This window comes from Halococcus agarilyticus, from assembly GCF_000334895.1.
GTDB classification, from domain to species: domain Archaea; phylum Halobacteriota; class Halobacteria; order Halobacteriales; family Halococcaceae; genus Halococcus; species Halococcus agarilyticus.
Genome location: NZ_BAFM01000022.1, coordinates 1 through 23,465 on the forward strand (window position 1 = coordinate 1; position 23,465 = coordinate 23,465).

A 23,465-nucleotide genomic window follows, 5' to 3' on the forward strand; every position below is an offset into this window, starting at 1 on the left:
TACGCTCAATCTCCTTTTCAGAGCCTTCAACCCCACAAGGGTTCGTCTGAAATCATGCCCGATATAGCGGACATACACCCGCTATATGCCGCTCACCACATACGGTTTTCGTTGACCGCCAATACGCGATGAACCCCCGAGGGTCGATGGAGCAGCTCAGAGAAACTGGCTGTCCTCGGTCGGGTCGTCACCGAAGACGGTTCGATCGACGTAACTCTCCGCCGAAACCGTGTAGATGATGGTGGACTCGCCCGGCTCCAGCAGGTCCTCGACGTGATTTCGCATTCGTTCGAGTTCGCCCTCCGTGACTTCACCCTCGAACACCGAGTTCTGGACATGGACCAGGTGCCGTCGGAGGTAGTTGAGAAAGAGCCGTGTTCGATCCGCCTGTACGTCGTAGACCGCGATCACGTACACCACGTTACCACCACCGCTCGAAGGGTTCGTAGGGCTCGCCAGTGAGCAAGTGCTTTTTGAGCTTATACGCCTCGATTCGCAGGAGGTACTGGTAGCTCACCTTCCGGTCGAGTCGCGGATGTTCGACGGTACGGTCGAGGGTCTCCTCGAACGCCTTCGAGAACGTCTTGCGGCCCGTCTCGGTCAGGAGGCAGGCGTTGAGGTCCTCCTCGAAGCTATCCGTGGTGAGTTGCCCGCGATTGAGCAGCCGGAATATCACGCGGTCGGCGAGCACCGGCTTGAACGGCTCGGCGATGTCGAGCGCGAGCGAGTAGCGTCGCTCGCCCGGTTCGTGGAGGAAGCTCACCGCCGGGTCGAGCGCGGTCGCTCGAATCGCCGAGACGCAGTTGGCGTACACCAGCGAGTTGCCGAAGGAGATCAGACTGTTCACCTCGTTCGAGGGCGGGTTGTACTGGCGGCCGCCGAAGACGAATCCTTCGGGGAGGATCGCGTCGAACGTCGAGTAGTACGCCCGTCGAGCGCCCGCCTCCATGCCCATCAGTTCCGAGACGTCCCCGGCCTCGTCGAGTCCATCGCCGATCCGTTCCAGCTCGTCGATCACCGACTCGAAGTCGTGATCCCGGTTGTGGTAGTACGAGACGTTCGCGCGCATGTTGTGGATGCTGCCGGCAACGAATGCCCGCGCGATCGAGAGTCGGGAATCGGGGTCGTCGTAGCTCCGGACCTGCTCGACCAGTGTCCGTCCGGACGTCTGGCCTCGCTCGGGCACGATCGATCCGGCGTAGTAGTCGTTCCACCCGAAGACGTGTGCGGCGACGCCTTCGTCGTTGAGGAAGGACATGAGCCGCGTGTTGTAGTCGATCTGTCCGTGGAGGAAGAGTGCCTCCGCGTTCTCGATGGGGAGGTACTTCTTCTCGCCCTCGTCGGTGACGAGGCGCACGGTATCGTTGTGGCGTTCGAGCCGGCCGTCGGAGAACACGTGGTAGTTGTCGTTCATCAGCAGCTCCAGCAGAAGTCGTGATAGGCGCACGATTCACAGAACGGCTTCTCCTCGGCTGGTGGCGGTGTGTCGCTCGTCACGACTCGATGCACCCCGCGAATCGACTCCTCGACCCACTCGACGCGCTCGTCGGTGAGTTCGACCGTCTCCTGTCTGCGCTCGGTCGGATGGGCGAGTACGCCCTCGCGCTCGACGCCGACGACACGATCGAGATACCAGAGATAGTAACACAGCTGGAGCTTCGCGGGATCGACCAGCGACGAGGATGGCTTGACCTCCATCACACGACCATCCTCGAGCACGTCGATGGCGATGGTGCCGTCGATCGAGACGTTCCGGCGCTTTCCCTCGTAGGCGGAGTCGTCGACCCGTGTTCCCCGCACGACCGCCACGTTGTCCCGATCGATCTCGAGGTGGCGGGAGACGAACCAGAGCTCGCGCTCACAGACCTCGTAGTACTGCATCATCACGCCCGTGACGTGGAACTCGTCGTCGAGCGCCTCGTCGCGGGCCGTCGCGAGCAGTTTCTCGACGGGGTCTATCGAGGAGGTCTCGGTACTCATAGAAACTGGTGGTCAACGGTACTTTCGGGATCGACGAAACCCTTCGTGACATCGAAAAACGATCCTTGATCCCGAGTGTCCAATCGCCACAATCCTTCCTCTCTGTCGATCACAGGCGTTAATTTCCGGATCGAATCGGCCCTGTCGCTGTCCTCACGGTACACCGGAACGGAAATCCGAAGAGGTTTCGTTGCGTCACGTAGCCGATCCATCTCGTCGAAAGAGTGGTTCTTCGCTGCCTCGGCAAAGTCGTCAACGAGTTCACGCTCGTTTTCGGTTCGTATCACGAGAACATCGGCCGTCCGTCGCTGGCCGATGAGCGACAGTTTCCCCAGTTCGTCGGCGCGCGCCTCGTCGACGAACTCCGCGTACGACTGTTTGCCGACGTCTTTCTCCCCATGGAGCCGATCGTAGTATCGGCTCACCGCGTCTCGGGCCACTGCCGTCTCGGAGAGCGCTCCCTCGTCGTCGCGGACCGAATCGAGCGTGTCGGCGGCGACAGGGAGTAGCGACGTCCCTCGATTGTAGACGGCTTCGGCTGGTGTCTTCGCCTGCTCGCCGGGAGCGTCGAGCCACCAGACCGTGACGCGCCCGCGAGCCCGCTCGAACGAGCGGTTGCACCGCCCCGCTGCCTGCACGATACTGTCGATCGGGGCGAGGTCGCGGTACACCCGATCGAAGCTGATGTCCACGCCCGCCTCGACGAGCTGGGTCGAGACGACGACGAGCGGATAGCCGCGCTGGGTGAGTTTTTTTGCCGTCTCGATCAGCGTCAGCCGGTCCGCGGGACGGAGCCGCGTCGAGAGGTGCAGCAACGCGTCGTCACCTCCCTCGATCACGCGGCCAGCGACCGTTTCGGGATCGACCAAATCCACGTCACCGACTGAACCGAGTACCTCGGCGTACACTTCGGCGACATCGACTTGCGTGGGACCACTCACACGCTCGGTGAGTTCACGAGTGCTATCGATCGTGTTGCAAACCGCGAGAGCGGACTCCCCGCTGTCGAGCGATTCGGTCAGCGCGTCCGCAGCGTCCTCGTAGGTCTTCGGTCCCGCCTGATCCTCGATGTACCGCTCGGTTGAGGCATCGAGTTCGTAGCTCACCCGTTCGACGGCTTCGAAATAGCTGTCGGGATCGTCGACGAGCTCGGTCGGATCGCCGACGATTTCGGTCGAGTGCTCGAACAGTTCCGGCTGGGTCGCCGTCATCGCGATCACGGTCGCGTCGTAGCGCTCGGTCAGCATCACGACGAGTCGGGGAACGAGCTTCCACCAGTCGAGCGGCAGGCTCTGTGGCTCGTCGAGGACGACGACGCTGTTTCGGAGCGCGGGGAGCTTCATCGACTGCTGGTTGCCCGGTCCGGCAAGACTCTCGAACAGCTGGACGAAGGTCGTTACCGTCAACCCCGCGCGCCAGCTCTCGGCGAGCATCCCCGCGATGTCGTCGTCGAGATCGGCCTTCTCCTCGTTCCCCTCTTCACGAATGATCGTCTCCGCGAGGTGGTGGTGGGCGGTGAGCAGTCGTCCGGCGGTGTCGGTCTCGTAGATATCCTCGACCTCGCCGACGACCTGGTCGATGATGCTCGTAAAGGGGAGCGCGTAGACGACGCGCTCGCCGTCGAGTCGATCGCGGAGATCGAACGCCGCCGAGAGCCCGGTGAGCGTCTTTCCCATCCCGGTCGGCAGCGTGAGCGTCGCCACGCCGCCACCGGTCTCGGCGAACGCGGCGGTGTTGTCGAGGACGGACTCGCGGGCGCGCGATCGGTGGTGGTCGAGTCGCTCGGCGCGCGTTCCGTCCGGATCAGCGCTCGCGTCGTCCTCGATCCGTTCGACGTGCTCGTCGAGTCGGCCCAACGAGGGCGACTCCGCCGCGTAAGTGGACGAATCGTCGTCCGCACCGGCGGCGCTGGTCTTGTCCGCGAGCACGAGCGCGCTCCAGCACTGGAGAACGAGCGCGTAGCACGACTTCGAGAGCGCATCGACGTTCGGTTGCTCGTCGATGACGACGTGTGTCGCGATCCGTTCGACGAGCGAGTCATCGATGATCGCTTGCGCGAACGCTTTCCAGTCATCGGCATCCCCGGTCGCTTCCTCGAAGATGGTCGTCGCAACATCGGGAGCGTGATCGTGGATGTTCTTCGCCTGGTGTGCGACGACGTCGAGTGCTTCGTCGTCGCCGTGGAGGCTTCCATCCGTCCGACCCACGACGTATTCGAGCACGTCCGGGAGCGTACCGTGGTGTTTCGCGATCGCAACGAATCCGGCGATACAGGTCTCCGTATCGAACCCGCCGCGTTCGAGAACTGCGAAGGCAGCGAACGATCCAAGCGGCGAGTGGTGACGTTTCGTTGTCGGTGTCGGGTCCCGGCGATCGTCGTCGATGTAGTGTTGGAACCACGTCGTCGCCTTGCCGAGGTCGTGGACGAGCGCGAGGCGACGGACGACCTCGTAGAGCGGGTCGCCTTCCGGTGTGGTCGCCTCCTCGGGCACGAGATGATCGACTCTGTTCGCAACGTCTTCGAGATGAGTCACGAGTCTTACTGACGGATGATCGTCTTCCGGAGGATGGGAGTATCGCTCGTTCGGGTCGAGCGCCATCAGACGAACACCACCGTGCGCTCGTCGACCGTTTTCGCGTCGATATCCCGAACGTCGAGTTCCTTCGCGTCGGGATTGTAGACGTAGGACGTGAACTCGGTCGTCGTTCGGCCTCCCGAATCGTTCGCCATGAACGCGGGGGATTCTTCGACCTGACAGCGCGTGCCGGATTCGAGAACGACACTCTCGATTCTGTTCGGGACCGCCGAGTCGACCGCAACTGGATCGTCGGTTGGCCCATCTCGAACCTCGAACTCGCCGTGGAACTCGAGTTCAGCGAGATGTTCCGAGAGTCCGAGGCTCGGGACGTAGTGTGATTTCCCGGCTGCGAGCGTCTCCCGCAGTTTCCGGTACGTCTTCTCGTCACTCAGCGCGATGTCGATCCGGTATTCGGGGCCGACGAGTACCTCGTAGTTGTGCTGCTGGCGGAGGTTCGTCGGGTCCGGAAGCCTGATAGTGATCTTTCCATGAGCGTTGATGGATTGGAGGTCGCCACCTGCTGTCGAGAGCGTGTTCATCGGCATGTTCAGCGTCCGGAGCGGTGACACCGGCTCGATGGCGATTCGAGAGGCCGAGGGGCCGAAGAGGTCGTAATAGCCGTCACGCTCGACACCGAGCACCGCAGCTAACAGGCCCGCAACTGTCGTTCGGGGGATAATCCGGTAGGTCTGTTTGACGACGTTCCCCTCAACGCGTCGGAAGTGCCCCCACGGACCACGAACCGTCACGGAGAGACACCGCTCTGGGACCCACTCCGACTCGTCGTTGGTCGACGCCCCGGGCGATTCCTGCTCCATCGTCACTCCGGACTGTCGTTGCTGTCGTCGCTCGTCGGGAGTGTCTCGCGGTGCTCGTCGTACACGTCGATGGTGTCGACGGCATCGTCCCCGATAGCGTCGCGGAGTGCGTCGTAGAACAACTCCGAGCCGCCGAGTTCACCCTCGTGTGTGAACTGGAGGACATCGCTTGTGACGGTCCGGACACGTTCGATCTGATCGCTCGCGTTCGAGAGTCGTCGAACGAACTCGTCGATATCGACGGCGAGGTCCCGGACGTTTCGAAGCTCTTCTTCGGGCTCTGACTCCGTCTCGTCGAGCGCGAGGTCCTTGTCAAGTCCGCCGAGATGGAAACTCTCCTCATCGTACTCGACACGGCAGTACAGTCGGGGCTCCTGCCCGACCTTGCTCCGGCTGATCGTCTGGTTCTTCAGCGCGCGCCAGCAGAGCGTGTCGAGACGTCGAACGTCGCTTTCCGTGAGCTTCGTGTCCGCAGCCCCGTGCTCGTCAACGATTCCGTGAAACCGAATCAGGCCGTACTGGATACGATTGTCGTCGAGGTCGAACCCGCCCTGTTCTTTGCCTTCCTGCGTTGCGATGACGCTCGTGAGGCTATCGTACTCCTCGTTCTCGTTGACGGCGTGCATCGACTTGCCTGGCGAGAACTGTACCGGGCCGGTGAAGTGATTCGGCAATGCGTCCTCGACCGCTCCAAGCGCGTCGTCAGCGTCGATGCTCATCGTCGCCCCGAAGTAGCGCACGTCGACGCTTTCGTCGAGATACTCGCCGAACGCCATCTCGGCGAGTTCGCCGTCTTCCATCTCGTCGACATCGTTCTTCTCGACGTACGCGACGGTGTCCTTCACACACGCCGAGAGGAGTTTCGTACGCGTCTGGGCGTATCCATCGTCACCGCTGGCGTTGCGGATGTAGACGCCGTGGCCGTCGTCGTCGAGCTGGTCACGGAGGTAGCGCTTCAGCCGCACGTCCGTGACGATGGCCTGTTGGGTTTGGGGGTCGATCCGCGGACGGTTCGAACCGCTGAGCGGGTTGCCGTTCGGGTTCGCGTCGACGGCGTCGTACAGGAAGACGATCTCGGAGCGGTGCTGGACGGTGTTGGCGTCAGTATCGGTTGTCATGATGTGGCTTCCTCCTCGATTTCTGCGGCTGCTTCGTCGTCGTCTGAGAGCGGGCGGTCGTTCATGCCGTACGTGACCCCGAGCGCGTAGTAGAATCGGAGGTCGCTCTTGTCAAGGTCCCACTCGTCGGGATCCGGATTGAGGATCGTCTTGCGGAGTCGATCGACGATGTAGTCGAACTTCGTTCCCGGGTACTGCTTTCCCTCACGTTTCTTTTCCTCCCTCGTGTACGTCAGCGTCTTCTCGATCGCGTCCTGTGCGACCTTCTTGATCCGGTTCGTCGTGATCGATTTGACGGGGAACTGGTCGACGAGCGTCGTCGAACGCTCCAAGGGCCACTCCTGATAGCTCCCGACAGCGCCGACGAGTGCACCCAGGAGAAACACGCCACATCGTTGGTCGTGTCCGAGCGCTGGTGTGTTTTCGATGAACTCTTCGAGGTTCTGGTCGCCTTCGAACCCACCATCGGTGATGGCGAGGTTTTCTCGTGATTCCATGGTTCGTATTCGATATGTCGGTTGTTCGGCTATCGATCGTTGCTGGTCGTCCGCCGTGAGGAACTCCTCTTCAGCTCCCGCGAGCGCACACAACTGGGCGTACTGGGACGCGACCCGAAACCGAGGGAACTGCTCGTCGGTGTCTTCTTCGATGATCCGTTCGACGTATCCATCCAGCAGCATCGATACCGGGATCGGCGTTCCACTAAGTACGTCGACGAGTGCCTCGATTCGGATGTCGTCGGCACTCGCCTCGTCCTCGCCCGTCGGAAGTGTTTCGGCGAAGTACCAGCCGGACGCGATCGGGCCGAGGAGCCCCTCTCCATCGAGTAGCGTCCACCCCTCGTTCGTCGGGAACGCCGCGGTCCAGCGGTCGTCGTCCCGGAACGCCGCGGTTCGAAGCACGTCCACGTGTGATCGCGCGAGCTCGGCTGGGTACTGTATTCGCCCGTTCAGCGTCTCACCGAAGACGTCATAGCGCGACATCTGATGGGGCATGACCGCCGAAACGTAGAACCGAAGCCGATTCGTATCGATCGACCAGTCGGTTCGTCGCTGGTATACGTTCTCGATGGGGGTGGTTCTGCTCTCATCGGCGTTTGCGGCGGCGTGGAGCGTACTGTACAGCGTGTACGCGTCGTCAATCGATGGCCGCCCGAAGAAGTACGGCAGGCAGTACACCTTCGCACCGAAGGTTCGGTAGGTACACGCCTCAACGAACGTATCCGCGTTCATCACCGTCACGGCGGCGTCCTCGGAGATCGGATGAGTGCGCCACGCCTCCTCGATGTCGAGGCCGGGGAACTTCTCTAGCTGCTTGCCGAGGAAGTAGTTCTGGGGGTCCTCGGAGGTGCCGACCGTCCGTGTCGGTTCGCCGGTAACGAGGTCGGTCGCGTTCCCCGAGGAGTCGTCGGCCTTGTTCTTGGTGACGAGCTTCGAGAGCTTTCGCTGGCGCATCGCCTCCATGAACACGTCGAGGTCGCCCGGCCATCGATACCCCTCGTCCTCGTCGAGTTGTACCTGCACCGTGAGCAGCGCCGTCGTCGACTCGCCACCGAGCGCGGTCGTGAGCGTCCCTTCGATCTCGTCGAGAGCGCCCTCGTCTTCCCCTAGTTCGACGAGTTCCTTGATGATCCAGCCCTCGTCGTGGTTTTCGGCTACTTCTTGCACCACGTCGTCGGTCGCCCACTTCGTCAACCGCTCTTTCGCGTAGCGGGCGAGTTTCTCTGGGTCGCTGTTCTGTCCGGACTGGTGGGTGACGCTGTGGTCGATACCGCGTGCGGCTGGATACTTGCAATGCGCGACATCCTGAACCTGGTCCTCGCTGTAACTCGTCACCCACACTGGGTCGATCCTGTCTGCGAGTCGGGGTTCGTCCCCCGAGAGATCGGCCCGGACCACGATGAGACTATCACCACTGTCTTCGAGATCACCGGCCGCATCGGGCGTGAGATACGGTGCGTACTCACCGCCGCCCGTGGTCGCGAGCGTGTAGAGCTTGCCGTAGAGGTACTGGATGTCCCGAAGCGATCCAATCGGCGAATCCGGGAGTTCCTCGGCAAGCTTCTCCTCGGGATATCTCTCGCGGAACTCCTCAGGCGAAAGCATTCGCGTCCTCCAGTTCGCTCTCGCCCGGTCGCGTCCGATCGGTGATGTTCACGAACCCGAACCCGAGCGAGTTGCGCTCGCCGATCCCGCAGTCCAGCGCGAGGTTCAGATGTCGCCGGTGATGGTCGTCGCGCACCCGATAGCCGAGTCGCCACTTGCTCACGACGTAGGTCATCTCCTCGCCCTCCGTCACCGTCACTGGCAGCGCGAACGTTTTGATGAGTTCGTAGCTCTCGAACAACTCGCCGTCGCGATCGCTCGGACCGGGCAGGTGCTCGGACGCGAACTGACCATGCTTCTTGTCGAGGTTCGCCACCACTTGGTTCCGGAACGGCTCCATCGTCATCTCGGGTCGCCAGAACGTCGCGGTGTCCCCGTAGTCGCCCTCGATCCCGTAGTCGTCGCGTCGCCACGGCGGAATCCGCACCACCACGCCGGTCCCAGTCTCGATCACACCTGAACTCCCCGGTTCGCCCACGTCGGGTGCGAGCGCCGAGAGGTCCTCGACCCGATAGGGCATCTCGCCGACGTTCAGCTCCGGTTCCGATCGGAGGTCACGCGCGACGTGGCTCAGCAGCTCCTCGTGGGGCGAGGCCACTAGCAAGGTTCGCTCGTCGCCTTCCTCCATGTCGCCAGGCGGGAACGGGTTCGAGTAGCAGAAGCCTGGCGGGTCGTTCGTGTCGTGGCCCTCCTCGAATGCGGTCCCTTCGAGCGCGCGCCAGAGCCGCCCCCGGAGCTTGTGATGGTAGGCGTTGTCGTACGCGGCGTCCGCGCGAACACGAAGCCTGGCTAAGATGCGCACCGACTCCCCTCCAGTCGATATCGCTGTCTCACGATGTGCCACCTGATGGCATGAAGCGTCGTTGACAGCGACCTGTAATAAATCCATGTGGTGGTTCGTGAAATCGACTACTGCTCACGAGCATCGATCCATGATCTCGCCGTGTCGGCGATCGAACTGTTGTCCTGCCTGGCGATGCCGAGTGGTGCGATTCGAAGAACCCCCGAGTCCGAACTCGCCAACAGTTAAGTCCCCATCGGCGTATGGCCGGGTATGGACACGACGCCAGCGGAGATCGGCTCGCTCGTCGGTCGCGAGGTCTACTCGAACAACGGGACGTTCGTCGGCGAGGTCGAGGACGTGCGGATCGATCTCGACGACGAGGTCGTCACGGGGCTCGCGGTCGGCGGGCTCAATCGCGAGGTGCTCGGCGGGCGCGCACGCAACGCCGGGGGCGTCATCGTGCCGTTCCGGTGGGTCCGCTCGGTCGGGGACATCGTGCTCGTCAACGACGTCGTGGAGCGCCTCCGCGAGCCAGAAGAGGAGAGCGAGGCGGAAGCGACTGCGTAAGCCCTCAGTTCCCGTTCTCGTCGACGCCCATCGCGGCGAACAGCTTTCTCCGGACCGCCTCCTCGGTGAGCTGGAGCAGCGTCTCGCGGTTGTCGTCGCTGGTCTCGATCCCGGTGAAGATCCCGAGCGGAATGGTCACGGTCGCGTCGGTCGAGTGGCCCACGGCCTCGCCGATGTCCTCGAAGGCGTCCTCCAGCACGTTCCGGATGTTGAGTCGGATGTCCTTCGAGCGCGCCGACAGGGTGATGCGCTCGTCGTCGATGGCGAACACCGCGGTCGTGGTGACACCCTCCAGATTCAGGAGATGCTGGGCGGCCTGGGAAAGCGCGTCGCGGTCGTGGATGAACCCCGCGTTCGAGACGAGATGGGAGCCCCTGACCTCTCGATTCCGGATGGCCTCGGCGAGCACGTCGAGCGTCTCGGGGCTCATCGACGGCGACTCGACCTGTTCGAGGGTGTCGTGGTCGGCGAACGGGTAGAGATACGAGGCTGCGGTCAGATCGGCGGGCGTCGTATCGCGCTTGAAGTCGAGCGTCTCGGCGCGGATGCCGTAGAGCAGCGCGGTCGCGACGGTGTCGTCGAGCCCGAGATCGAACTCCTGGACGTACTTGGTCAGGATCGTCGAGGTCGAGGAAACGTTCGAGCGCACGTCGGTGAACGCCGCCTCGTAGTCGGCGTCGGGCTCGTTGTGATCGATCAGCACGTCGACCGGGCGCTCGATCTCGCGTTCCATCGAGCGGGCGTGATCGACCAGCGCGAGCGTGTCGTACGACTCGAAATCGACCTCGTCGCGCGCGAGCAGTTCGACCCCGATCAGGTTGACGAACGCCCGATCCTCCTGGTGGCCGATCTCGCCGTCGTAGAGGATGTCCGCCTCGATTCCCCGCGCTTCGGCGATCGCCCGGAACGCGACCGCGCTGGCGATCGAGTCCGGGCCCGGGTTGTCGTGGGCGAGGATCGCGAGCTTCGACTCGGTTGCGTCGATGACGTCCGCGAGCTGGCCCGCCTTGTGTTCGAGTTCGCCGGTTTCGAGCGCCCGGAGCGCGGCGTCGGCGATCACCTGGGAGGGGTTGATGACGGCGTCCGCGCCCGCCTCCCGGAGTTCGTCGGCAGTCACCGGGTCGGACGCCCGCGCGACGATGAACTGTTCGTCGCCCTCCTCGCGGATGTGCTCGACCGCGGTCTGGTTCGCCTCGATATCGGTCGAGAGGATCAACACGACGTCCCGATCCGCGACCGCCTCGGGAACCTCCTCGTCCGCGATGTCCGCGGTCTTCGCGTTCAGGTCCTGGTCACGCAGCGCCTCGACCCGGCCGTCGTCGGCGTCGATGATGAGAACGTCCTTGCCCTCGTCGGCGAGTTCCTCGGCGACGGCGTAACCGACGCTGCCACAGCCGAGGATCGCATACGTGGACATCGAGGCCATCGTGATGCCCGTGCTCATTACCTCCGGTCCGTCGTGGGGCTACTTTATTCCTGCAGTTCGTTCCGGCCCGATGGCTTGCCGCATGTGGACGGGCACGAGTTCAAAGGAAACGTATTTGACTGGGGCCGGGTAACGCCGAATCGTCAGGGCCGGTAGCTCAGTTAGGCAGAGCATCTGACTCTTAATCAGACAGTCGGGGGTTCAAATCCCTCCCGGCCCGCTTCTGTGACGGTTCCACGAGCGAAGCGGTCACGGAGGATTTGAATCCGGTAGTAGATGTTATATGTAGTCACAGACAGGTGACAACGGAGCGAAAATGTCTACTCTCACGGGAAGTGTTCCGGAACAGACAGAATCCACAATAGAAACGAGCGAAATGAATAGAATCACGCCAGTTGTAATACGGTATGCCCATCGATAAAATACCTAAACTTTTTATCGTCCTTTTCTTTTATTTCTCTCTATTGATATGATGTACGAGCGTATTAATCGCCTCATCAAAGATTCGCCTTTTTGGGAAGTTACATACCCCATAAAGTCATCAATATTTTCTTTTCCGGGTACGTCATATTTTCTTGGCTTTAACACATAAATGCTGAGAACGATGGAAACCACTACCATCGCGATTATGACCAACGTGGGGATCAGCGCAAATGAAAACACAGTGACAAGAGAGGCAAGAAGAGCATTGATTCCGATGAGGATGTTTGTTTTTGATTCGACAGACTCTCTCCGACTTTCTTCAAATTCGTATCTTCTCCGGACTTCGGACAAAACGAGTTTTTCTGTCTCCTCGTCACCTAACCGGACAGTATCCTTAAATTTATCATTTTCTGAAGTGTTTTCTTCACTGGTGTCCTCCTGATACGAGAGTTGCTTCCTGCATACATTATTCAATAATTTTGCTATTAGTTTCAACCACATCTCGAAAACCGTTACGGGGAACTACTTGCTTCTCACTCTGAACTCTCTACCGCATTCATCGCAAGTTTTATTTGCCAACTGACCTGCTGGTGGTTTTGAGTTGAATCGTCTTGCCGTATCGGTCTTCTCTCGACAATCTGAGCAGAGTGGCATCAGTCTCTGAATTTCTCTCCACAGTCGTCACAGGTCTTTATATCAATTTCTATGGACATCTTATACACCTCGGCGGTGTCTGCGTCGTCTCTGCAGTCTGGGCACAAAGGCATTATTGATTCCTAATTTCTTTTCCGCACTCATCACACATTGGTGTTTCTCTACCCGGCTTTCCTAGCTGCTCCGTTGAAATGTCTACCATTTGCCGACACTGCTCACACAGCGGCATAAGAATTTGTTGAGGCTACGATCATATGTGTGTTTCGTTAATTATAAGGCGGAAAAACAGTAATTGGGAGCCAATTCTATTGATTATTCTGACAGAACGATCAACTACGTTTAGCTATCCGGACTGTAGTTCGGCGCTTCGTCGGTAATCACCACGTCGTGGGCGTGGCCCTCGGTCTGGCCCGCCGAGGAGACCCGGACGAACTCCGCGCGGCGCTTGAACTCGGGGATGGTTCCCGCGCCGACGTAGCCCATCCCGCTTTTCATCCCGCCGACCAGTTGAAAGAGTTCGCTCTCGACGCTGCCCTTGTACGGCGTCGCGGCCTCGACGCCCTCGGGAACGAAGTCCTCGTCCTCCTTGTCCTCCTTGAGGTATCGATCGCCGCCGCCGGACTGCATCGCACCGACCGAGCCCATCCCGCGATACTGCTTGTAGCGCTTGCCGTTCATCGTGACCACGCGACCGGGTGCCTCGTCGGTCCCGGCGAAGTACGACCCCAACATCACGGCGTCCGCACCCGCCGCGATCGCCTTGATCGCGTCGCCCGAGTACCGGATGCCGCCGTCGGCGATGACAGGAATATCGTGCTGGCTGGCGACGTCCGCGACCTGGGCGACCGCGGTGATCTGGGGCATCCCCGCACCGGTGACGACTCGGGTGGTGCAGATCGAGCCCGGGCCGATGCCGACCTTGATCCCGTCGGCGAACTCGACGAGCTCCTCGGCGGCCTCGCGGGTTCCCACGTTCCCGACCACGACATCGGCCTCGACGCTGGCGGCGAGTTCGCGCGCGCTGTCGATCACGTTGCGGTTGTGCGCGTGCGCGCAGTCGATGAACAGCACGTCGGCGTCGGCCTCGTCGACCGCGGCGGCGCGCTCTTTCTCGAAGGGGCCGACGGCGACGCCGACTCGCAGACGACCATCGGCGTCGCGCGCGGCGGTGTCGTACTCCCGGCGCTGAAGGATCCCCTGCATCGTCACCAATCCGACGAGTCGGTCCTCGGCGTCGACGATCGGCACGCGCTCGATCTTGTGCTCGTACATGAGTTCGAGCGCGTCGCGCGCGTCGACGTCCTCGGGGGCAGTGATGACCTCGTCGGTCATCGCCTCGCGGACCTCGTCGCGGTCGCCGACTTCGAGGTACGGCCGGATGTCGGTCCCGGAGATGATCCCCAGCACCTCGCCGTCGTCGTCGACGACTGGCGCGCCACTGACACCCTCCTCGTCCATCATCTCGTCGACCGCTCTCACAGTCTGGTCGGGACTCGCGGTCACGACCTCCCGGATGATGAGATCGTCGGCGCGCTTGACGCGCTCGACCTCCGCGACGACTTCCTCGACGTCCATGTTCCGGTGGAGCACGCCGAGTCCGCCCCGGCGCGCCATCGCGATCGCGAGTTCGCTCTCGGTGACGGTGTCCATCGCGGCCGAGAGCACAGGAACAGTGAGTTCGACCGACGTCGAGACGCGCGTGGCCGTGTCGGCGTCGTCGGGCTCGACGCGACTCTCCTTCGGTCGGAGCAACACGTCGTCGAACGTCAGCGCTTCCGGAACGCGGAGTTTCTCGGAGAAGGGGTCCGCTCTGTCGCTTACCATGTAAACGGTCACCGTCCCGGCATGAAAAGCGTTGCGAGACCGGGAGTCCCGTTCGATCGCTCACGATCAGGTGTGGCACGCGATCGACTCTCCAGGGTCGTGTGGCCACGGCTCACGGAACGTTTATTCCCGTCTCTCGGCACGTTTCGGTATGGACGTCGCCAGTCCACTCACCGCGCGCAGCGCCGATCAGTCGAACCTCGATCTCGCGGAACGCACACTCTTTACACTCGCGCGCAAATTTATCGCTCTGGCGACGATTCCGGTCGGCAAAGCGTGGCATCCGTGGATGGCTGCCAGCGATCCCGACTCACACCACCCGTCCACCCCCTCGGCCACGGGAGACGGCCAGCCCGCCCCGTGAGCCACTCCCAACACCCGGTCGCACTCGGGCTCGAGCGTCGCGTCGGCGGCGCGGCCCGTCTGCTGGCGACCGTGATGGCGCTCCCGCTCGTCGACGGCATCTTCCCCGCGCTGGTGCTCGCCGGGGCGCTCGACGGCCCGCTGGGCATTCTGGAAGTCGGACTTCTCGTGTTCGGCGGCAGCGCGACCGTCGCCGTGATCCTCGCCGAGATGGACGGGACGTGGCGAGACCAGGTCCGGACGACGCTCGCGGTCGGTGTCGTCGTGATCGCGCTCGCCGCGATCGAGTCCGCGCTCGCACCCACGATCGCGAGCCTGCTCGATCTCGCCATCTTCGAGCGGTTCGCGGCGGTGGTCATCCTCGCAGTCGCGGCCAAGACCGCGAGCGCACGCGTCGGCGAGTACCTCCCGCGACCGGCGGTCATCATCGGACTCGGGGCGCTCGCCAGCCTCGATCCCGCCGGCGCACGACTCGTCACGGTTCCCGACCCGACGCTGGTGGTGAAGGGCACGCTCGCCGCCGGCGTTGGCGTGGCGTTCGCGCTCGGGGTCGCGGTCTGTGGGCCGTGGCTCCGGACCGCGGTCGACGTCGATCGGTTCCGGTTCGGCAGCGCGGTCGCCCTCGGCGTGCTCGCGCTCTCGGTGCTCGGGTTCGTTCCGGACGACGCACCGCTCGCGCTCTCGGTCCTCGTGGTCACGGGGCTGCTCGCGTTCGATCCCGGCGAGGCGGGCGACGACACCGAGACGGCGAGCCGGAATGGATCGGACGGGAACGAGCCGTCGGAGATCGACCAGGCGAGCGGCGCGGTGGCCGACGGTGGCGAGCCGAGCGGAACGAGGCGAGCCTCGTCGGGCGAGCAAAGCGAGTCCGACGATGACGACGCGTCCGCCACCACCGACGCGACGACCGACACCGACGTGGGTCCCGACCGCGCGCCCTGGCTGTAAAGGTTTAGGGCCATCGCCCCCCGCACGGAGGTATGGCCGACAATCGCGTCGTCGAAGGCCGGATGGTCACGCCGGAAGCGCTCGCCGAACTCATCGAGGACGACGACGTGATGGACGCAGAGCCCATCACCGACGCCGATCGCGAGTGTCCCGACTGTGGGGGGAACGTCCTCGAAGTCGGTTACATGCCATCGATTACGGAGTTCGTCACCGGCCGGAAGTGCCAGGACTGCGGGTGGAAAGAAACCGACGTGGACGACGACTGACGCTAGCGAGACGTCAACGACCGTTTTTGCGGCACTACTGTGCGTGCGATGACTCGGATTCGGTCGGCAAAGTGAAGTCCATCCCGACGAGTTCGGGCGCACAGGTCTCGAAGTCGAACCCTTCGTAGAACCCTGGTTCGCTCGCGATCAGATTGATGAACGCCGACGGCCGTGCGTTCGCTTCGAGCCACGACACGAGCTCGTCCATGATGCGGCTTCCGAGACCGCGGCCCTGGTGGTCCGGTGCAACGGCGATATCGACGATCTGGAAGACCGTCGCGCCGTCGCCGACGATGCGCCCCATCCCCACGAGATCGCCGTCCGCGCGGATCGTCACCGCTGCGCACTCGTTCCCGATCCCCGCCCTCGCGGCGTCGAGTGATCGTTCGCGCATTCCTGCCGCCGATCGGAGTCGGACGAACTCGCGCGGCGTCGGTGGCTCCATGGCGATGTCGTACCCCATACGGGGCGCTCGACGGATGGGAGGATAAACGGCTCGGCGTCTCGTTCGAGGACGACCGGACCGAGCGCGAGTGACGGCTCCTCGGAGAACCCATCTTTATGTTTGTCTCGGGAGGATCCGGTAGCAAGCATGCCGGTCACCGAACGCGAGTGGAACGAGGAGCAGTTCGACACCGACGAGGACACACCGGGGACCGATCCGGTCGGCGAGTACGAGACCGACAAGGACCTGATCATCGCGTTTCTCGGCGAAAACGCCGACAAGGCCTACACGAGAGCGGAGATCCACCGTGGCGTCGATTTCGGTGAGACGGACGACCCCGACACCATCCACGAGCAGCTGTCGCTGTTGCCCAACCGGATCCTCGACGCGGCCGGCGATGTCGCCGCGAGCGACCTCGTGAGCGACAACCTCGACGAAGCGTTGGCCGAGCTCGTCGAGGAGGACACCGTCACGCGGAAAGAACTCGAACGCGACGGCGAAACGACGACGTACTACCGCCTCACCCAGACGTGAGCCGGTTCGGCAATGAGGTGGACGGGGAGCGGTAGCTTCCGTGGACTCTCGGACCCGAAGAGGAACGTTGCTGGCGCTGGTGGGGTTCGCGGTACTCGCGCACAACCTCTACACCGGTGTACCGTTCCGACTGGTCGGTGCCGACGGGCTGTTCACGGCGTCGGGGGCGATCTACAGCCCGCTGTTGTCGTACGTCTTCTCCGTCGTGCTCGTGGTGGTCGGCCTGTTCCGTTCTCTGCGAAAAGCGTCGTGAACTCGAACGACGAGCGAGCCGGATCGTGAGCAACAACCGAAATCGGTTTACGTGGATTCTTCGTACGGGTGATCGCGGGGTCGTGGCCAAGCCAGGCATGGCGACTGACTCCAGAGGCACCGCGCCCGGTGACGAGACTCCAGACTGATATACAGAGCGGGTGGCTGATCACCGCCCGCCGTGACGACCCTCTGGAGGACCGAGGCGCACACCGGAGATATCAGTCGATCGGGGGTTCAAATCCCTCCGACCCCATGATTTCTGCTCCGAGCGGACGCGAGTTGCGGAATTCGTGATTGAGGAGGATTTGAGCCTTGGCAGTCGCAGCGCCCGAGCGGAGTGAGGGCGACCGTCTGCCTGCGGTTCAAATCCCTCCGACCCCACTACTACAGCCGGTTCGATTTTCTCGTCGCTGCGACGCTTGCCGTGCGGGAATACCGATCACAGGCCCTTGGAGTCACGCCAGGCGACACGAAGCCGTCTCGCGTGGTCGTAGCACTCGTCGCGAGAAAGCGTGAGTGGAGGGAGGGGGAGGACAGTCAGGCCCGCGGTGGGCGACGAGGCGCGGACCGGTCGGTCACCGCAGTCACCGCTTTTCTACCCACGCCGTGTTGCTCTCCTCGGTCGTGTAGCCGAGTCCCAACGCACGTCGAAGCCGCCGGAGGGAGTCCGATATGGTGGTCATAGCGTCTGACGCATGTCATCCTTTGACATTATTTGTAATAAGCTTTGTCCCGATCGGGAGGAACAGGGTGCGGGGACGGGTCCCACTGGGCCATCGCGTCGCCAATACGATCGCCCGCCGACAGCCAGGCGAGTCCGAACGCTCATGACGACCGCCGGCCTCCTCGCTGTATGGCCGAGCGTGGCGATCCGCGCCTCCCGGGCGTCGCCGACGACGACCCCGAGCGCGTGATCTGCCACGTCGACATGGACTGCTTTTACGCCGCGTGTGAGCGCCTCCGGGAGCCGAAGCTGCGGGGCGAGCCCGTGGTCGTCGGGATGGGCTACGAGGACGGCGAGTCCCACGGCGCGGTCGCCACCGCGAGCTACGAGGCACGTCGTCACGGAATCGAGAGCGCCCAGGGGATCGAAGCGGCGCTCGAACGCCTCCCGCGCGCCGCGGACGTCGAGAACCCCGACGAGGTCGAGGCGGTCGGCCGATATCGCCCGGTCGACATGGAGCTCTACGAGACGGTCAGCGACGAGGTGCGAACCGTGCTCGACGACTGTGCCGACACCGTTCGAGCGGTGAGTATCGACGAGGCGTATCTCGACGTCACCGATCGAACGAGCTGGCAGCACGTCGACGGCCGGACGCTCGCCGAGGGGTACGCTCGCCACGTCAAGGAACGGATCCACGAGTCGGTGGGCGTCGTCGCGAGCGTCGGGGTCGCGCCCACGATGAGCGCGGCGAAGGTCGCGAGCGATCACGACAAGCCCGACGGGCTCGTGGTGGTCGAACCGGGCGACGTCCGCGACTTTTTCGCCCCGCTCGACGTCGAGGCGGTCCACGGGGTGGGGCCCGTCACCGCGCGCGAACTCCGGGCAGCCGGGATCGAGACCGCGGGCGACCTCGCGGCGGCCGACCCCGACGCACTCTCCGCCTTCGGCGAGCGTGGTCGGGAGATCCGGGCGTTCGCGCGGGGCGACGACTCTAGGCCTGTGACGCCCGTCGGCCGGCCGAAGAGCCTCTCGCGCGAGTCGGCGTTCACCGAGGCGACCGCCGACACCGAGGCGAAACGCGAGCGGGTGGCGACGCTCGCGGCCGCGGTCGCCGACCGCGCCGAGCGCGAGGACGCGCTGTATCGAACGATCGGGATCAAGGTCGTCACGCCGCCGTTCGACGTCAACACCCGCGCACGCTCGCTGCCCGGTCCCGTCGCCGACGCCGACCTCGTCCACGAGGTGGCACTCTCCCTGCTCGAAGAGTTCGACGAGGCCGCAGTCAGAAAGCTCGGCGTTCGGGTGTCGAACCTCGCGTTCGCCGCGGGCGAACAGTCCGACCTCGACGGCTGGGAGGCGTCCGCATCCGCCGGTGAACGGGACGACAGCCGTGCGGACGGCGGCACCGATCCGACCGACGGGACCGGGTCGATGGGTGCGACCGAGCTGACGGAGTGGACGAACGAAGAATCGAACATCGGCGAGGAAAGCACCGGCACTGAGTCGAGCCAGGGCCAGCGAACGCTCGGCGAGTTCGACGCGGACGGGTAGGTACAAGGGTTTCACGAGCCAACTGCGGGTATGGAGCTCCGTGCTCGCGACCACGTCCCCGCGCTGACCGGCCTGCTCTCCGCGATCTCGCTCGCGCTCGTGTTCGGGGCGGTTCTCGGGGCCCTGCCGGCAGGAACGCTCCCCCGTGCGCCAGCCGAAGTCGTCGACGCGATCCCGCACGTGAACGCCGTCCTCAGCCTCGTCGCCATCGGGACCATCACGACCGCCTGGCGCGCGATCAGGCGTGGTGACGTGCAGCGCCATCGAGCGCTCATGCTGACCTCGCTCGTGCTGTTCGTCGCCTTCCTCGCGTGCTACCTCTACAAGGTGGCGCTCGAAGGTCCCGCGGCCTTCCCCGGTCCCGGGACGATCTATCGGTTCGTCTACCTCCCGACCCTCGCGATCCACATCGCGCTCGCGATCGTCTGCGTGCCGCTACTCTACTACGTCCTGCTGCTCGCGCTCACGAGGCCGACCGCCGAACTCCCGCAAACGAACCACCGCCGTGTCGGGCGCGTCGCCGCGAGCCTCTGGCTGGTCTCGTTCGCCCTCGGCGTGGTGGTGTACGCGATGCTCTACGTCGTCTACTGACGTCGCCTCGGTACGGCCGCTCCCCCTCGTTCTCCAGCAGCCAGCCACCGCGGTGGACCGAGCGAATCGTCGTCCGCGACGGCGGCCCGCACCGAGCGACGGTCGTTCCGGTTGGAAAGTGTTTTTTACCGGAGCTTACACGACTCCGTTCATGGCCGATTCGTTTCCCGCCACACGACGAGTGCTCAGGAGCCATCACCGCCTGGCGGAGGCGCGGTCGTGACGACGCTCCCCTCGGTTCGCAACGCAGGCCTGGTCGCACGCATCGAGATGCGGCGGTCGTGGCGCAAGCTCCGCTCGAATCCTGGCCGGCTCGTGCTGCTCGCGCTCGCGATGGTGTTTCCGGCGCTGATCGTCGTCGCCGCGCCGTTCGGGGCGTACTTCCTCGGACGCGCGCTCCGCGGGGGTGGCGTGACGCTTCCGTTCCGACTGCTCCGTGGGATTACGACCTTCTTCGTCCTGCTCGCCGTCTTCTTCACCGGTTACCGGACGCTCCAGCAGACCGGCGATCTCGACGAGTCGGCGGGACTGCTGACCACGATTCCCACCCGCGACGCCGCCACCGGGAAGCTCCTCGCCGAATGTGGGTGGTTGGCCGTCGTCGGTGGCGTTCCCGTCACCGGTGTCGTGCTCGGATTCGCGCTCGGCGCGCGCTCCCCGCTCAGCGCGGTGATGCTCTCCACGACGGTGGTGGGAGTCGTCGTGTTGGGTGTCGCCGCCGGTTTCGCGCTCGGGATGGCCGCGAAACTCGGGTTCGCGCGTTCACGATTCCTCGCGAGCCACAAGACCGCCTTCGGCGCACTCGCCTTCCTCGTCTACATGGGCGTCGTCTTCTTCCCACAGTTCGCGAGTTTCACGGGCAGTTCGTTCGACCTCTACACGCTGCTCGGCGGGCTGCCGACGGGCTGGCTCGCGGACCTCGCGCTCCTCGGCGTTCCCGGGGTGAGCGTGAGCCCGCTTCGAGCCGGAGTCGCCGCGAGCGCGCTGCTCGTCGGTGTGCCGGCGTTCACCGGCCTCTCGATCCGGCTCGCGGATCGGTACTGGCACGCCGACGCCGTTCGACCCGCGGACGAAAGCAACGCTGTGGAGGCGAGCGGGATCGACGGCACACCGATGTCCGTCTTCGAGGGGGTCGTCTCGCGACCCACGCTCGCGGTCGCGAGGAAGACGTGGCTGCGCGCGCGGCGCGCGCCGATCACCCTCAGCTACGTGCTCTACCCCGCGTTCGTGTTCGTCGTCCCGCTCCAGAACGCCGCCCGGACAGGGACGATCCCGCCGACGCTGCCCGCGCTCGTCGCGATCTACGGCGCGTGGACGACCGGTGCGGCGTTCGCGCTCAACCCGATCGGCGACGAGGGCGCGACGCTTCCCGTGACGCTCACCGCGTCGGCGTCCGGCGCGCGGCTGGTCCGGGGCAAGCTCCTCTCGGGGACCGCGATCGGCGTGCCCGCCACGGCGGTCGCGACGGCCATCGTCGGCGTTCTCGGCCCGCTCGGCCCCGTTTCGATCGCCGGGCTCGTCGTCGCCGCGCTCGCGTGCTGTGTCGGCGGCGCGGCGCTCGCGGCCGGTGTGGGGGCCGCTCTCCCGCGGTTCGGGAGCGTGAACGTCACCGGGAACCGCGAGGCGGTCGTCCCGAGCCTCGCGGCGTTCGCGGTGTTTTCGGTCGTGCTGTTCGTCCTCGCGACGCCCGGTCTCGTCGCGGGCACGCCATCCGTCGCGTCGGGGCTCGCGACGGCGTTCGGGGTCTCGCGTGCGGCGGTGATGGCTGCGGGGCCGCTCCTCACCGGACTGCTGCTGGGCGTCGCCGGCTGGATCGCCTCCCGGTACGCCGCACGGACGATCGACGGCTACACGCTGTGACGCGTGGTCGCCGTGCCACTCACACCGGCGACCGAAACGATCGGCCGCCCGCCACGAACCGAGTCACCTTTTGATGGGGGCCGCGGACGCCGACCGTGAAGAACGTCACCGACCGGACGAGCAACCCCTTCGGGATGCGCCCGCCGTGCGAGGAGTTCGTCCCCGGCTACGGCGACGCCAACGCCGACTTCCACGCTATCGGCGACCACCCGGGCGTCCACGGGGGCCGCGAGACGGGCGTGCCCTTCACGAACGCGGCCGGCCGTCGCCTCCAGAACGTGCTCCACGCGGTCGGCCTGCTCGACGAACCCGCCGCCGACGCGCCGACGACCGAGGCCGTCTTCTTCTCGTATCTTCATACCTGTGTCGCCGACCAGCCCACACCGGCGTCGTACGCCGACTGCGAGCGCTTTCTCGACGCCGAACTCCGCGCGATCAGCGCCCACGTCCTCCTGCCGGTCGGCGAGCGCGCGACCAGGTACGTCCTCGCGAACTACACCGCGAGGCCGGCGACCGACGACCTCGACATGGACGACCTCCACGCCACCGAACTCCGCGGGGGCGGCTGGCTCGTGCTGCCGGTCGCCGAACCCGCCGAGTGGACCGACGACGACGCCGACCGGCTGACCCGCGCGCTCGAAACCCTCCTCGCGACCGACTACCGGCGCGAAACCGATCTCGGTCGGTTCATCCCCGGCGACGATCCGTATCTCGTCCGGTGACGACACTCGACACTACCGATCGGTACCGCCACTAACCGCGCTGACGGAACCAGGCGACGAGCCGAAACCGACGGCTGCAGCGGTGGAACCAGGCGATCGCCGTAATCGATACCGAAGCCGACATCGAGTCCGACGGCCGCACCGCTCGGCGTACGATCGATGGCTACGAGCCGTTCACGGGCCAAAACAGTTCTGACGGAGTCCGGCAGAAGGGAACCGGGACGCGGGGTGGCTACTCCTCGTCGGTGTCGTCGGTGTCCTCTGGCAGATCGTGCTCGTCGAGATACGACTCGATCTCGTCGTCGTCGAGCTGGACGAACCGCTCGGTCTCGACGTCGATGGTGGCGACGCCGAGCTCCGCGGCGTCGAGCGGGTCCTCGGTGGCGGTCGCGAGGGTTTCGAGCGCGAGCCCGATCCCGCCGTCGAGATCCATCTCGGCGCGGTACTGCTCTTCGAGGTGATCGAGCATCTCCGCGCGGCCCGATCCGACCGCGAGCGCCTGCCACTCGCTGGCGGTGCCCGACGGGTCGGTCTCGTAGAGGCGTGGCTCGCCGTCCTCGACGCCGCCGATGATCAAGGCGACGCCGAACGGGCGCGCGCCGCCGACCTGGGTGTACTGCTGGATGTGGTCGGTGACGTCCTTGGTGAGCGTCTCAACGCCGATCGGCTCGCCGTACCGGAGCTGGTTGACCTGGGCCTGACGGCGGGCGTAGTCGATGAGCTGGCGGGCGTCGGCGACGTGGCCCGCGCTGGCGATCCCGACGTGGTCGTCGGCCTTGTGGATCTTCTCGACGCTGGAGCGCTCCATCAGCGGCGACTGGTAGCGCTTGTCGACGGCGAACACCACGCCGCCGTCGGTCCGGATGCCGAGGCTTGCAGTACCGCGTTTGACCGCCTCGCGGGCGTACTCCACCTGATAGAGCCGTCCGTCCGGCGACCAGATCGAGACCCCGCGATCGTAGGCCTGCTGTTGGGATTGTCCCTGCAT

General features: G+C 64.5%; 23 protein-coding genes and 2 tRNA genes. 12 read left to right on the forward strand and 13 right to left on the reverse strand.

Features of this window, described 5'->3' with window-relative positions:
* Positions 1 to 156: 156 nt before the first annotated feature.
* From cas2 to cas6, 8 genes are read right to left on the reverse strand one after another with little or no spacing between them, the layout of a single operon-like run.
* Positions 157 to 420: a CRISPR-associated endonuclease Cas2 gene (gene cas2 / locus TX76_RS14650; protein WP_049903432.1), complete on the reverse strand. Its 264-nt coding sequence runs from the start codon at positions 418 to 420 to the stop codon at positions 157 to 159.
* A 1-nt stretch (position 421) separates the two neighbouring features.
* Entirely contained in the window at positions 422 to 1,414 is a 993-nt protein-coding gene (gene cas1b / locus TX76_RS14655; RefSeq protein ID WP_049903434.1) for a type I-B CRISPR-associated endonuclease Cas1b, read from the reverse strand.
* On the reverse strand, positions 1,414 to 1,980 hold the full coding sequence (gene cas4, locus TX76_RS14660; protein WP_049903437.1) for a CRISPR-associated protein Cas4: 567 nt from the start codon (positions 1,978 to 1,980) through the stop codon (positions 1,414 to 1,416). The genes cas1b and cas4 overlap by 1 nt, the downstream gene beginning before the upstream one ends.
* Positions 1,977 to 4,580: a CRISPR-associated endonuclease Cas3'' gene (locus TX76_RS14665; RefSeq protein WP_049903439.1), complete on the reverse strand. Its 2,604-nt coding sequence runs from the start codon at positions 4,578 to 4,580 to the stop codon at positions 1,977 to 1,979. Before TX76_RS14665 ends, cas4 begins: the two co-directional genes overlap by 4 nt.
* The gene (cas5b, locus tag TX76_RS14670; protein ID WP_049903442.1) at positions 4,580 to 5,377 is read right to left on the reverse strand and encodes a type I-B CRISPR-associated protein Cas5b; all 798 of its coding nucleotides are present in this window, start codon (positions 5,375 to 5,377) and stop codon (positions 4,580 to 4,582) included. The genes TX76_RS14665 and cas5b overlap by 1 nt, the downstream gene beginning before the upstream one ends.
* Before the next feature lie 2 nt (positions 5,378 to 5,379).
* Positions 5,380 to 6,495, reverse strand: coding sequence for a type I-B CRISPR-associated protein Cas7/Csh2 (cas7b, locus tag TX76_RS14675; RefSeq protein ID WP_049903445.1), 1,116 nt, complete (start codon positions 6,493 to 6,495; stop codon positions 5,380 to 5,382).
* Positions 6,492 to 8,600: a type I-B CRISPR-associated protein Cas8b/Csh1 gene (gene cas8b / locus TX76_RS14680; RefSeq protein WP_049903448.1), complete on the reverse strand. Its 2,109-nt coding sequence runs from the start codon at positions 8,598 to 8,600 to the stop codon at positions 6,492 to 6,494. Before cas8b ends, cas7b begins: the two co-directional genes overlap by 4 nt.
* A complete protein-coding gene (cas6, locus tag TX76_RS14685; RefSeq protein ID WP_049903450.1) occupies positions 8,587 to 9,402 on the reverse strand; it encodes a CRISPR-associated endoribonuclease Cas6 in 816 nt (271 codons plus the stop codon). The genes cas8b and cas6 overlap by 14 nt, the downstream gene beginning before the upstream one ends.
* Before the next feature lie 252 nt (positions 9,403 to 9,654).
* On the opposite strand from cas6, the gene TX76_RS14690 reads away from it, so the two are divergent.
* Positions 9,655 to 9,951, forward strand: a complete 297-nt coding sequence (locus tag TX76_RS14690; protein WP_049903453.1) for a PRC-barrel domain-containing protein — start codon at positions 9,655 to 9,657, stop codon at positions 9,949 to 9,951.
* Positions 9,952 to 9,955: 4 nt separating this feature from the next.
* On the opposite strand, the gene TX76_RS14695 is transcribed toward TX76_RS14690, so the two are convergent.
* Entirely contained in the window at positions 9,956 to 11,395 is a 1,440-nt protein-coding gene (locus TX76_RS14695) for a DHH family phosphoesterase (protein ID WP_049903455.1), read from the reverse strand.
* Between the two features lie 128 nt (positions 11,396 to 11,523).
* On the opposite strand from TX76_RS14695, the gene TX76_RS14700 reads away from it, so the two are divergent.
* Positions 11,524 to 11,597 (forward strand) — tRNA-Lys (locus TX76_RS14700).
* 215 nt (positions 11,598 to 11,812) lie between these two features.
* Here TX76_RS14700 and TX76_RS17720 read toward each other — a convergent pair.
* Both TX76_RS17720 and guaB read right to left on the reverse strand, forming a co-directional pair.
* Positions 11,813 to 12,301, reverse strand: a complete 489-nt coding sequence (locus TX76_RS17720; protein ID WP_154019097.1) for a hypothetical protein — start codon at positions 12,299 to 12,301, stop codon at positions 11,813 to 11,815.
* Between the two features lie 492 nt (positions 12,302 to 12,793).
* A complete protein-coding gene (gene guaB, locus TX76_RS14705) occupies positions 12,794 to 14,278 on the reverse strand; it encodes an IMP dehydrogenase (RefSeq protein WP_049903457.1) in 1,485 nt (494 codons plus the stop codon).
* Positions 14,279 to 14,429: 151 nt separating this feature from the next.
* Here guaB and TX76_RS14710 point away from each other — a divergent pair, with 151 nt between their 5' ends.
* Genes TX76_RS14710 through TX76_RS14720 form a run of 3 tightly spaced genes read left to right on the forward strand, consistent with a single transcriptional unit; the run spans position 14,430 to position 15,855 of the window.
* The gene (locus TX76_RS14710; RefSeq protein WP_049903458.1) at positions 14,430 to 14,642 is read left to right on the forward strand and encodes a hypothetical protein; all 213 of its coding nucleotides are present in this window, start codon (positions 14,430 to 14,432) and stop codon (positions 14,640 to 14,642) included.
* On the forward strand, positions 14,639 to 15,589 hold the full coding sequence (locus tag TX76_RS14715) for a DUF5794 domain-containing protein (RefSeq protein ID WP_049903460.1): 951 nt from the start codon (positions 14,639 to 14,641) through the stop codon (positions 15,587 to 15,589). The genes TX76_RS14710 and TX76_RS14715 overlap by 4 nt, the downstream gene beginning before the upstream one ends.
* Positions 15,590 to 15,621: 32 nt before the next feature.
* Positions 15,622 to 15,855: a DUF5795 family protein gene (locus TX76_RS14720; RefSeq protein WP_049903463.1), complete on the forward strand. Its 234-nt coding sequence runs from the start codon at positions 15,622 to 15,624 to the stop codon at positions 15,853 to 15,855.
* A gap of 34 nt (positions 15,856 to 15,889) precedes the next feature.
* On the opposite strand, the gene TX76_RS14725 is transcribed toward TX76_RS14720, so the two are convergent.
* Positions 15,890 to 16,318: a GNAT family N-acetyltransferase gene (locus TX76_RS14725; protein ID WP_049903466.1), complete on the reverse strand. Its 429-nt coding sequence runs from the start codon at positions 16,316 to 16,318 to the stop codon at positions 15,890 to 15,892.
* A gap of 129 nt (positions 16,319 to 16,447) precedes the next feature.
* Here TX76_RS14725 and TX76_RS14730 point away from each other — a divergent pair, with 129 nt between their 5' ends.
* The 7 genes from TX76_RS14730 (at position 16,448) to TX76_RS14750 (ending at position 22,477) form a co-directional block, all read left to right on the forward strand.
* Positions 16,448 to 16,834, forward strand: coding sequence for a hypothetical protein (locus TX76_RS14730; RefSeq protein ID WP_049903468.1), 387 nt, complete (start codon positions 16,448 to 16,450; stop codon positions 16,832 to 16,834).
* 40 nt (positions 16,835 to 16,874) lie between these two features.
* Positions 16,875 to 17,087, forward strand: coding sequence for a hypothetical protein (locus TX76_RS17725; protein WP_154019098.1), 213 nt, complete (start codon positions 16,875 to 16,877; stop codon positions 17,085 to 17,087).
* A 76-nt stretch (positions 17,088 to 17,163) separates the two neighbouring features.
* Positions 17,164 to 17,342, forward strand: a tRNA-Trp gene (locus TX76_RS17730).
* Between the two features lie 600 nt (positions 17,343 to 17,942).
* Positions 17,943 to 19,304 carry a DNA polymerase IV gene (gene dinB / locus TX76_RS14735; protein WP_049903469.1) on the forward strand — a complete coding sequence of 454 codons (1,362 nt, stop codon included), beginning with the start codon at positions 17,943 to 17,945 and terminating at the stop codon, positions 19,302 to 19,304.
* Positions 19,305 to 19,334: 30 nt separating this feature from the next.
* Positions 19,335 to 19,895 carry a DUF420 domain-containing protein gene (locus tag TX76_RS14740; RefSeq protein ID WP_049903470.1) on the forward strand — a complete coding sequence of 187 codons (561 nt, stop codon included), beginning with the start codon at positions 19,335 to 19,337 and terminating at the stop codon, positions 19,893 to 19,895.
* 219 nt (positions 19,896 to 20,114) lie between these two features.
* Entirely contained in the window at positions 20,115 to 21,755 is a 1,641-nt protein-coding gene (locus TX76_RS14745) for a hypothetical protein (protein WP_228842396.1), read from the forward strand.
* A 95-nt stretch (positions 21,756 to 21,850) separates the two neighbouring features.
* Positions 21,851 to 22,477: a uracil-DNA glycosylase family protein gene (locus TX76_RS14750; RefSeq protein ID WP_049903472.1), complete on the forward strand. Its 627-nt coding sequence runs from the start codon at positions 21,851 to 21,853 to the stop codon at positions 22,475 to 22,477.
* A 232-nt stretch (positions 22,478 to 22,709) separates the two neighbouring features.
* Here TX76_RS14750 and psmA read toward each other — a convergent pair whose 3' ends face one another.
* On the reverse strand, positions 22,710 to 23,465 hold the full coding sequence (gene psmA, locus TX76_RS14755) for an archaeal proteasome endopeptidase complex subunit alpha (protein ID WP_049903475.1): 756 nt from the start codon (positions 23,463 to 23,465) through the stop codon (positions 22,710 to 22,712).

Bases quoted from the DNA above. Each gene is read 5' to 3' on its own strand.
- cas8b (WP_049903448.1), bottom strand. From the start codon at position 8,600: ATGCTTTCGCCTGAGGAGTTCCGCGAGAGATATCCCGAGGAGAAGCTT.
- psmA (WP_049903475.1), bottom strand. From the start codon at position 23,465: ATGCAGGGACAATCCCAACAGCAGGCCTACGATCGCGGGGTCTCGATC.
- cas7b (WP_049903445.1), bottom strand. From the start codon at position 6,495: ATGACAACCGATACTGACGCCAACACCGTCCAGCACCGCTCCGAGATC.
- dinB (WP_049903469.1), top strand. From the start codon at position 17,943: ATGGCCGAGCGTGGCGATCCGCGCCTCCCGGGCGTCGCCGACGACGAC.
- TX76_RS14730 (WP_049903468.1), top strand. From the start codon at position 16,448: ATGCCGGTCACCGAACGCGAGTGGAACGAGGAGCAGTTCGACACCGAC.
- TX76_RS14720 (WP_049903463.1), top strand. From the start codon at position 15,622: ATGGCCGACAATCGCGTCGTCGAAGGCCGGATGGTCACGCCGGAAGCG.
- TX76_RS14740 (WP_049903470.1), top strand. From the start codon at position 19,335: ATGGAGCTCCGTGCTCGCGACCACGTCCCCGCGCTGACCGGCCTGCTC.
- TX76_RS14665 (WP_049903439.1), bottom strand. From the start codon at position 4,580: ATGGCGCTCGACCCGAACGAGCGATACTCCCATCCTCCGGAAGACGAT.
- TX76_RS14695 (WP_049903455.1), bottom strand. From the start codon at position 11,395: ATGAGCACGGGCATCACGATGGCCTCGATGTCCACGTATGCGATCCTC.
- TX76_RS14710 (WP_049903458.1), top strand. From the start codon at position 14,430: ATGGACGTCGCCAGTCCACTCACCGCGCGCAGCGCCGATCAGTCGAAC.
- TX76_RS14690 (WP_049903453.1), top strand. From the start codon at position 9,655: ATGGACACGACGCCAGCGGAGATCGGCTCGCTCGTCGGTCGCGAGGTC.
- cas1b (WP_049903434.1), bottom strand. From the start codon at position 1,414: ATGAACGACAACTACCACGTGTTCTCCGACGGCCGGCTCGAACGCCAC.
- cas4 (WP_049903437.1), bottom strand. From the start codon at position 1,980: ATGAGTACCGAGACCTCCTCGATAGACCCCGTCGAGAAACTGCTCGCG.
- guaB (WP_049903457.1), bottom strand. From the start codon at position 14,278: ATGGTAAGCGACAGAGCGGACCCCTTCTCCGAGAAACTCCGCGTTCCG.
- TX76_RS14725 (WP_049903466.1), bottom strand. From the start codon at position 16,318: ATGGGGTACGACATCGCCATGGAGCCACCGACGCCGCGCGAGTTCGTC.
- cas5b (WP_049903442.1), bottom strand. From the start codon at position 5,377: ATGGAGCAGGAATCGCCCGGGGCGTCGACCAACGACGAGTCGGAGTGG.
- TX76_RS17720 (WP_154019097.1), bottom strand. From the start codon at position 12,301: ATGTGGTTGAAACTAATAGCAAAATTATTGAATAATGTATGCAGGAAG.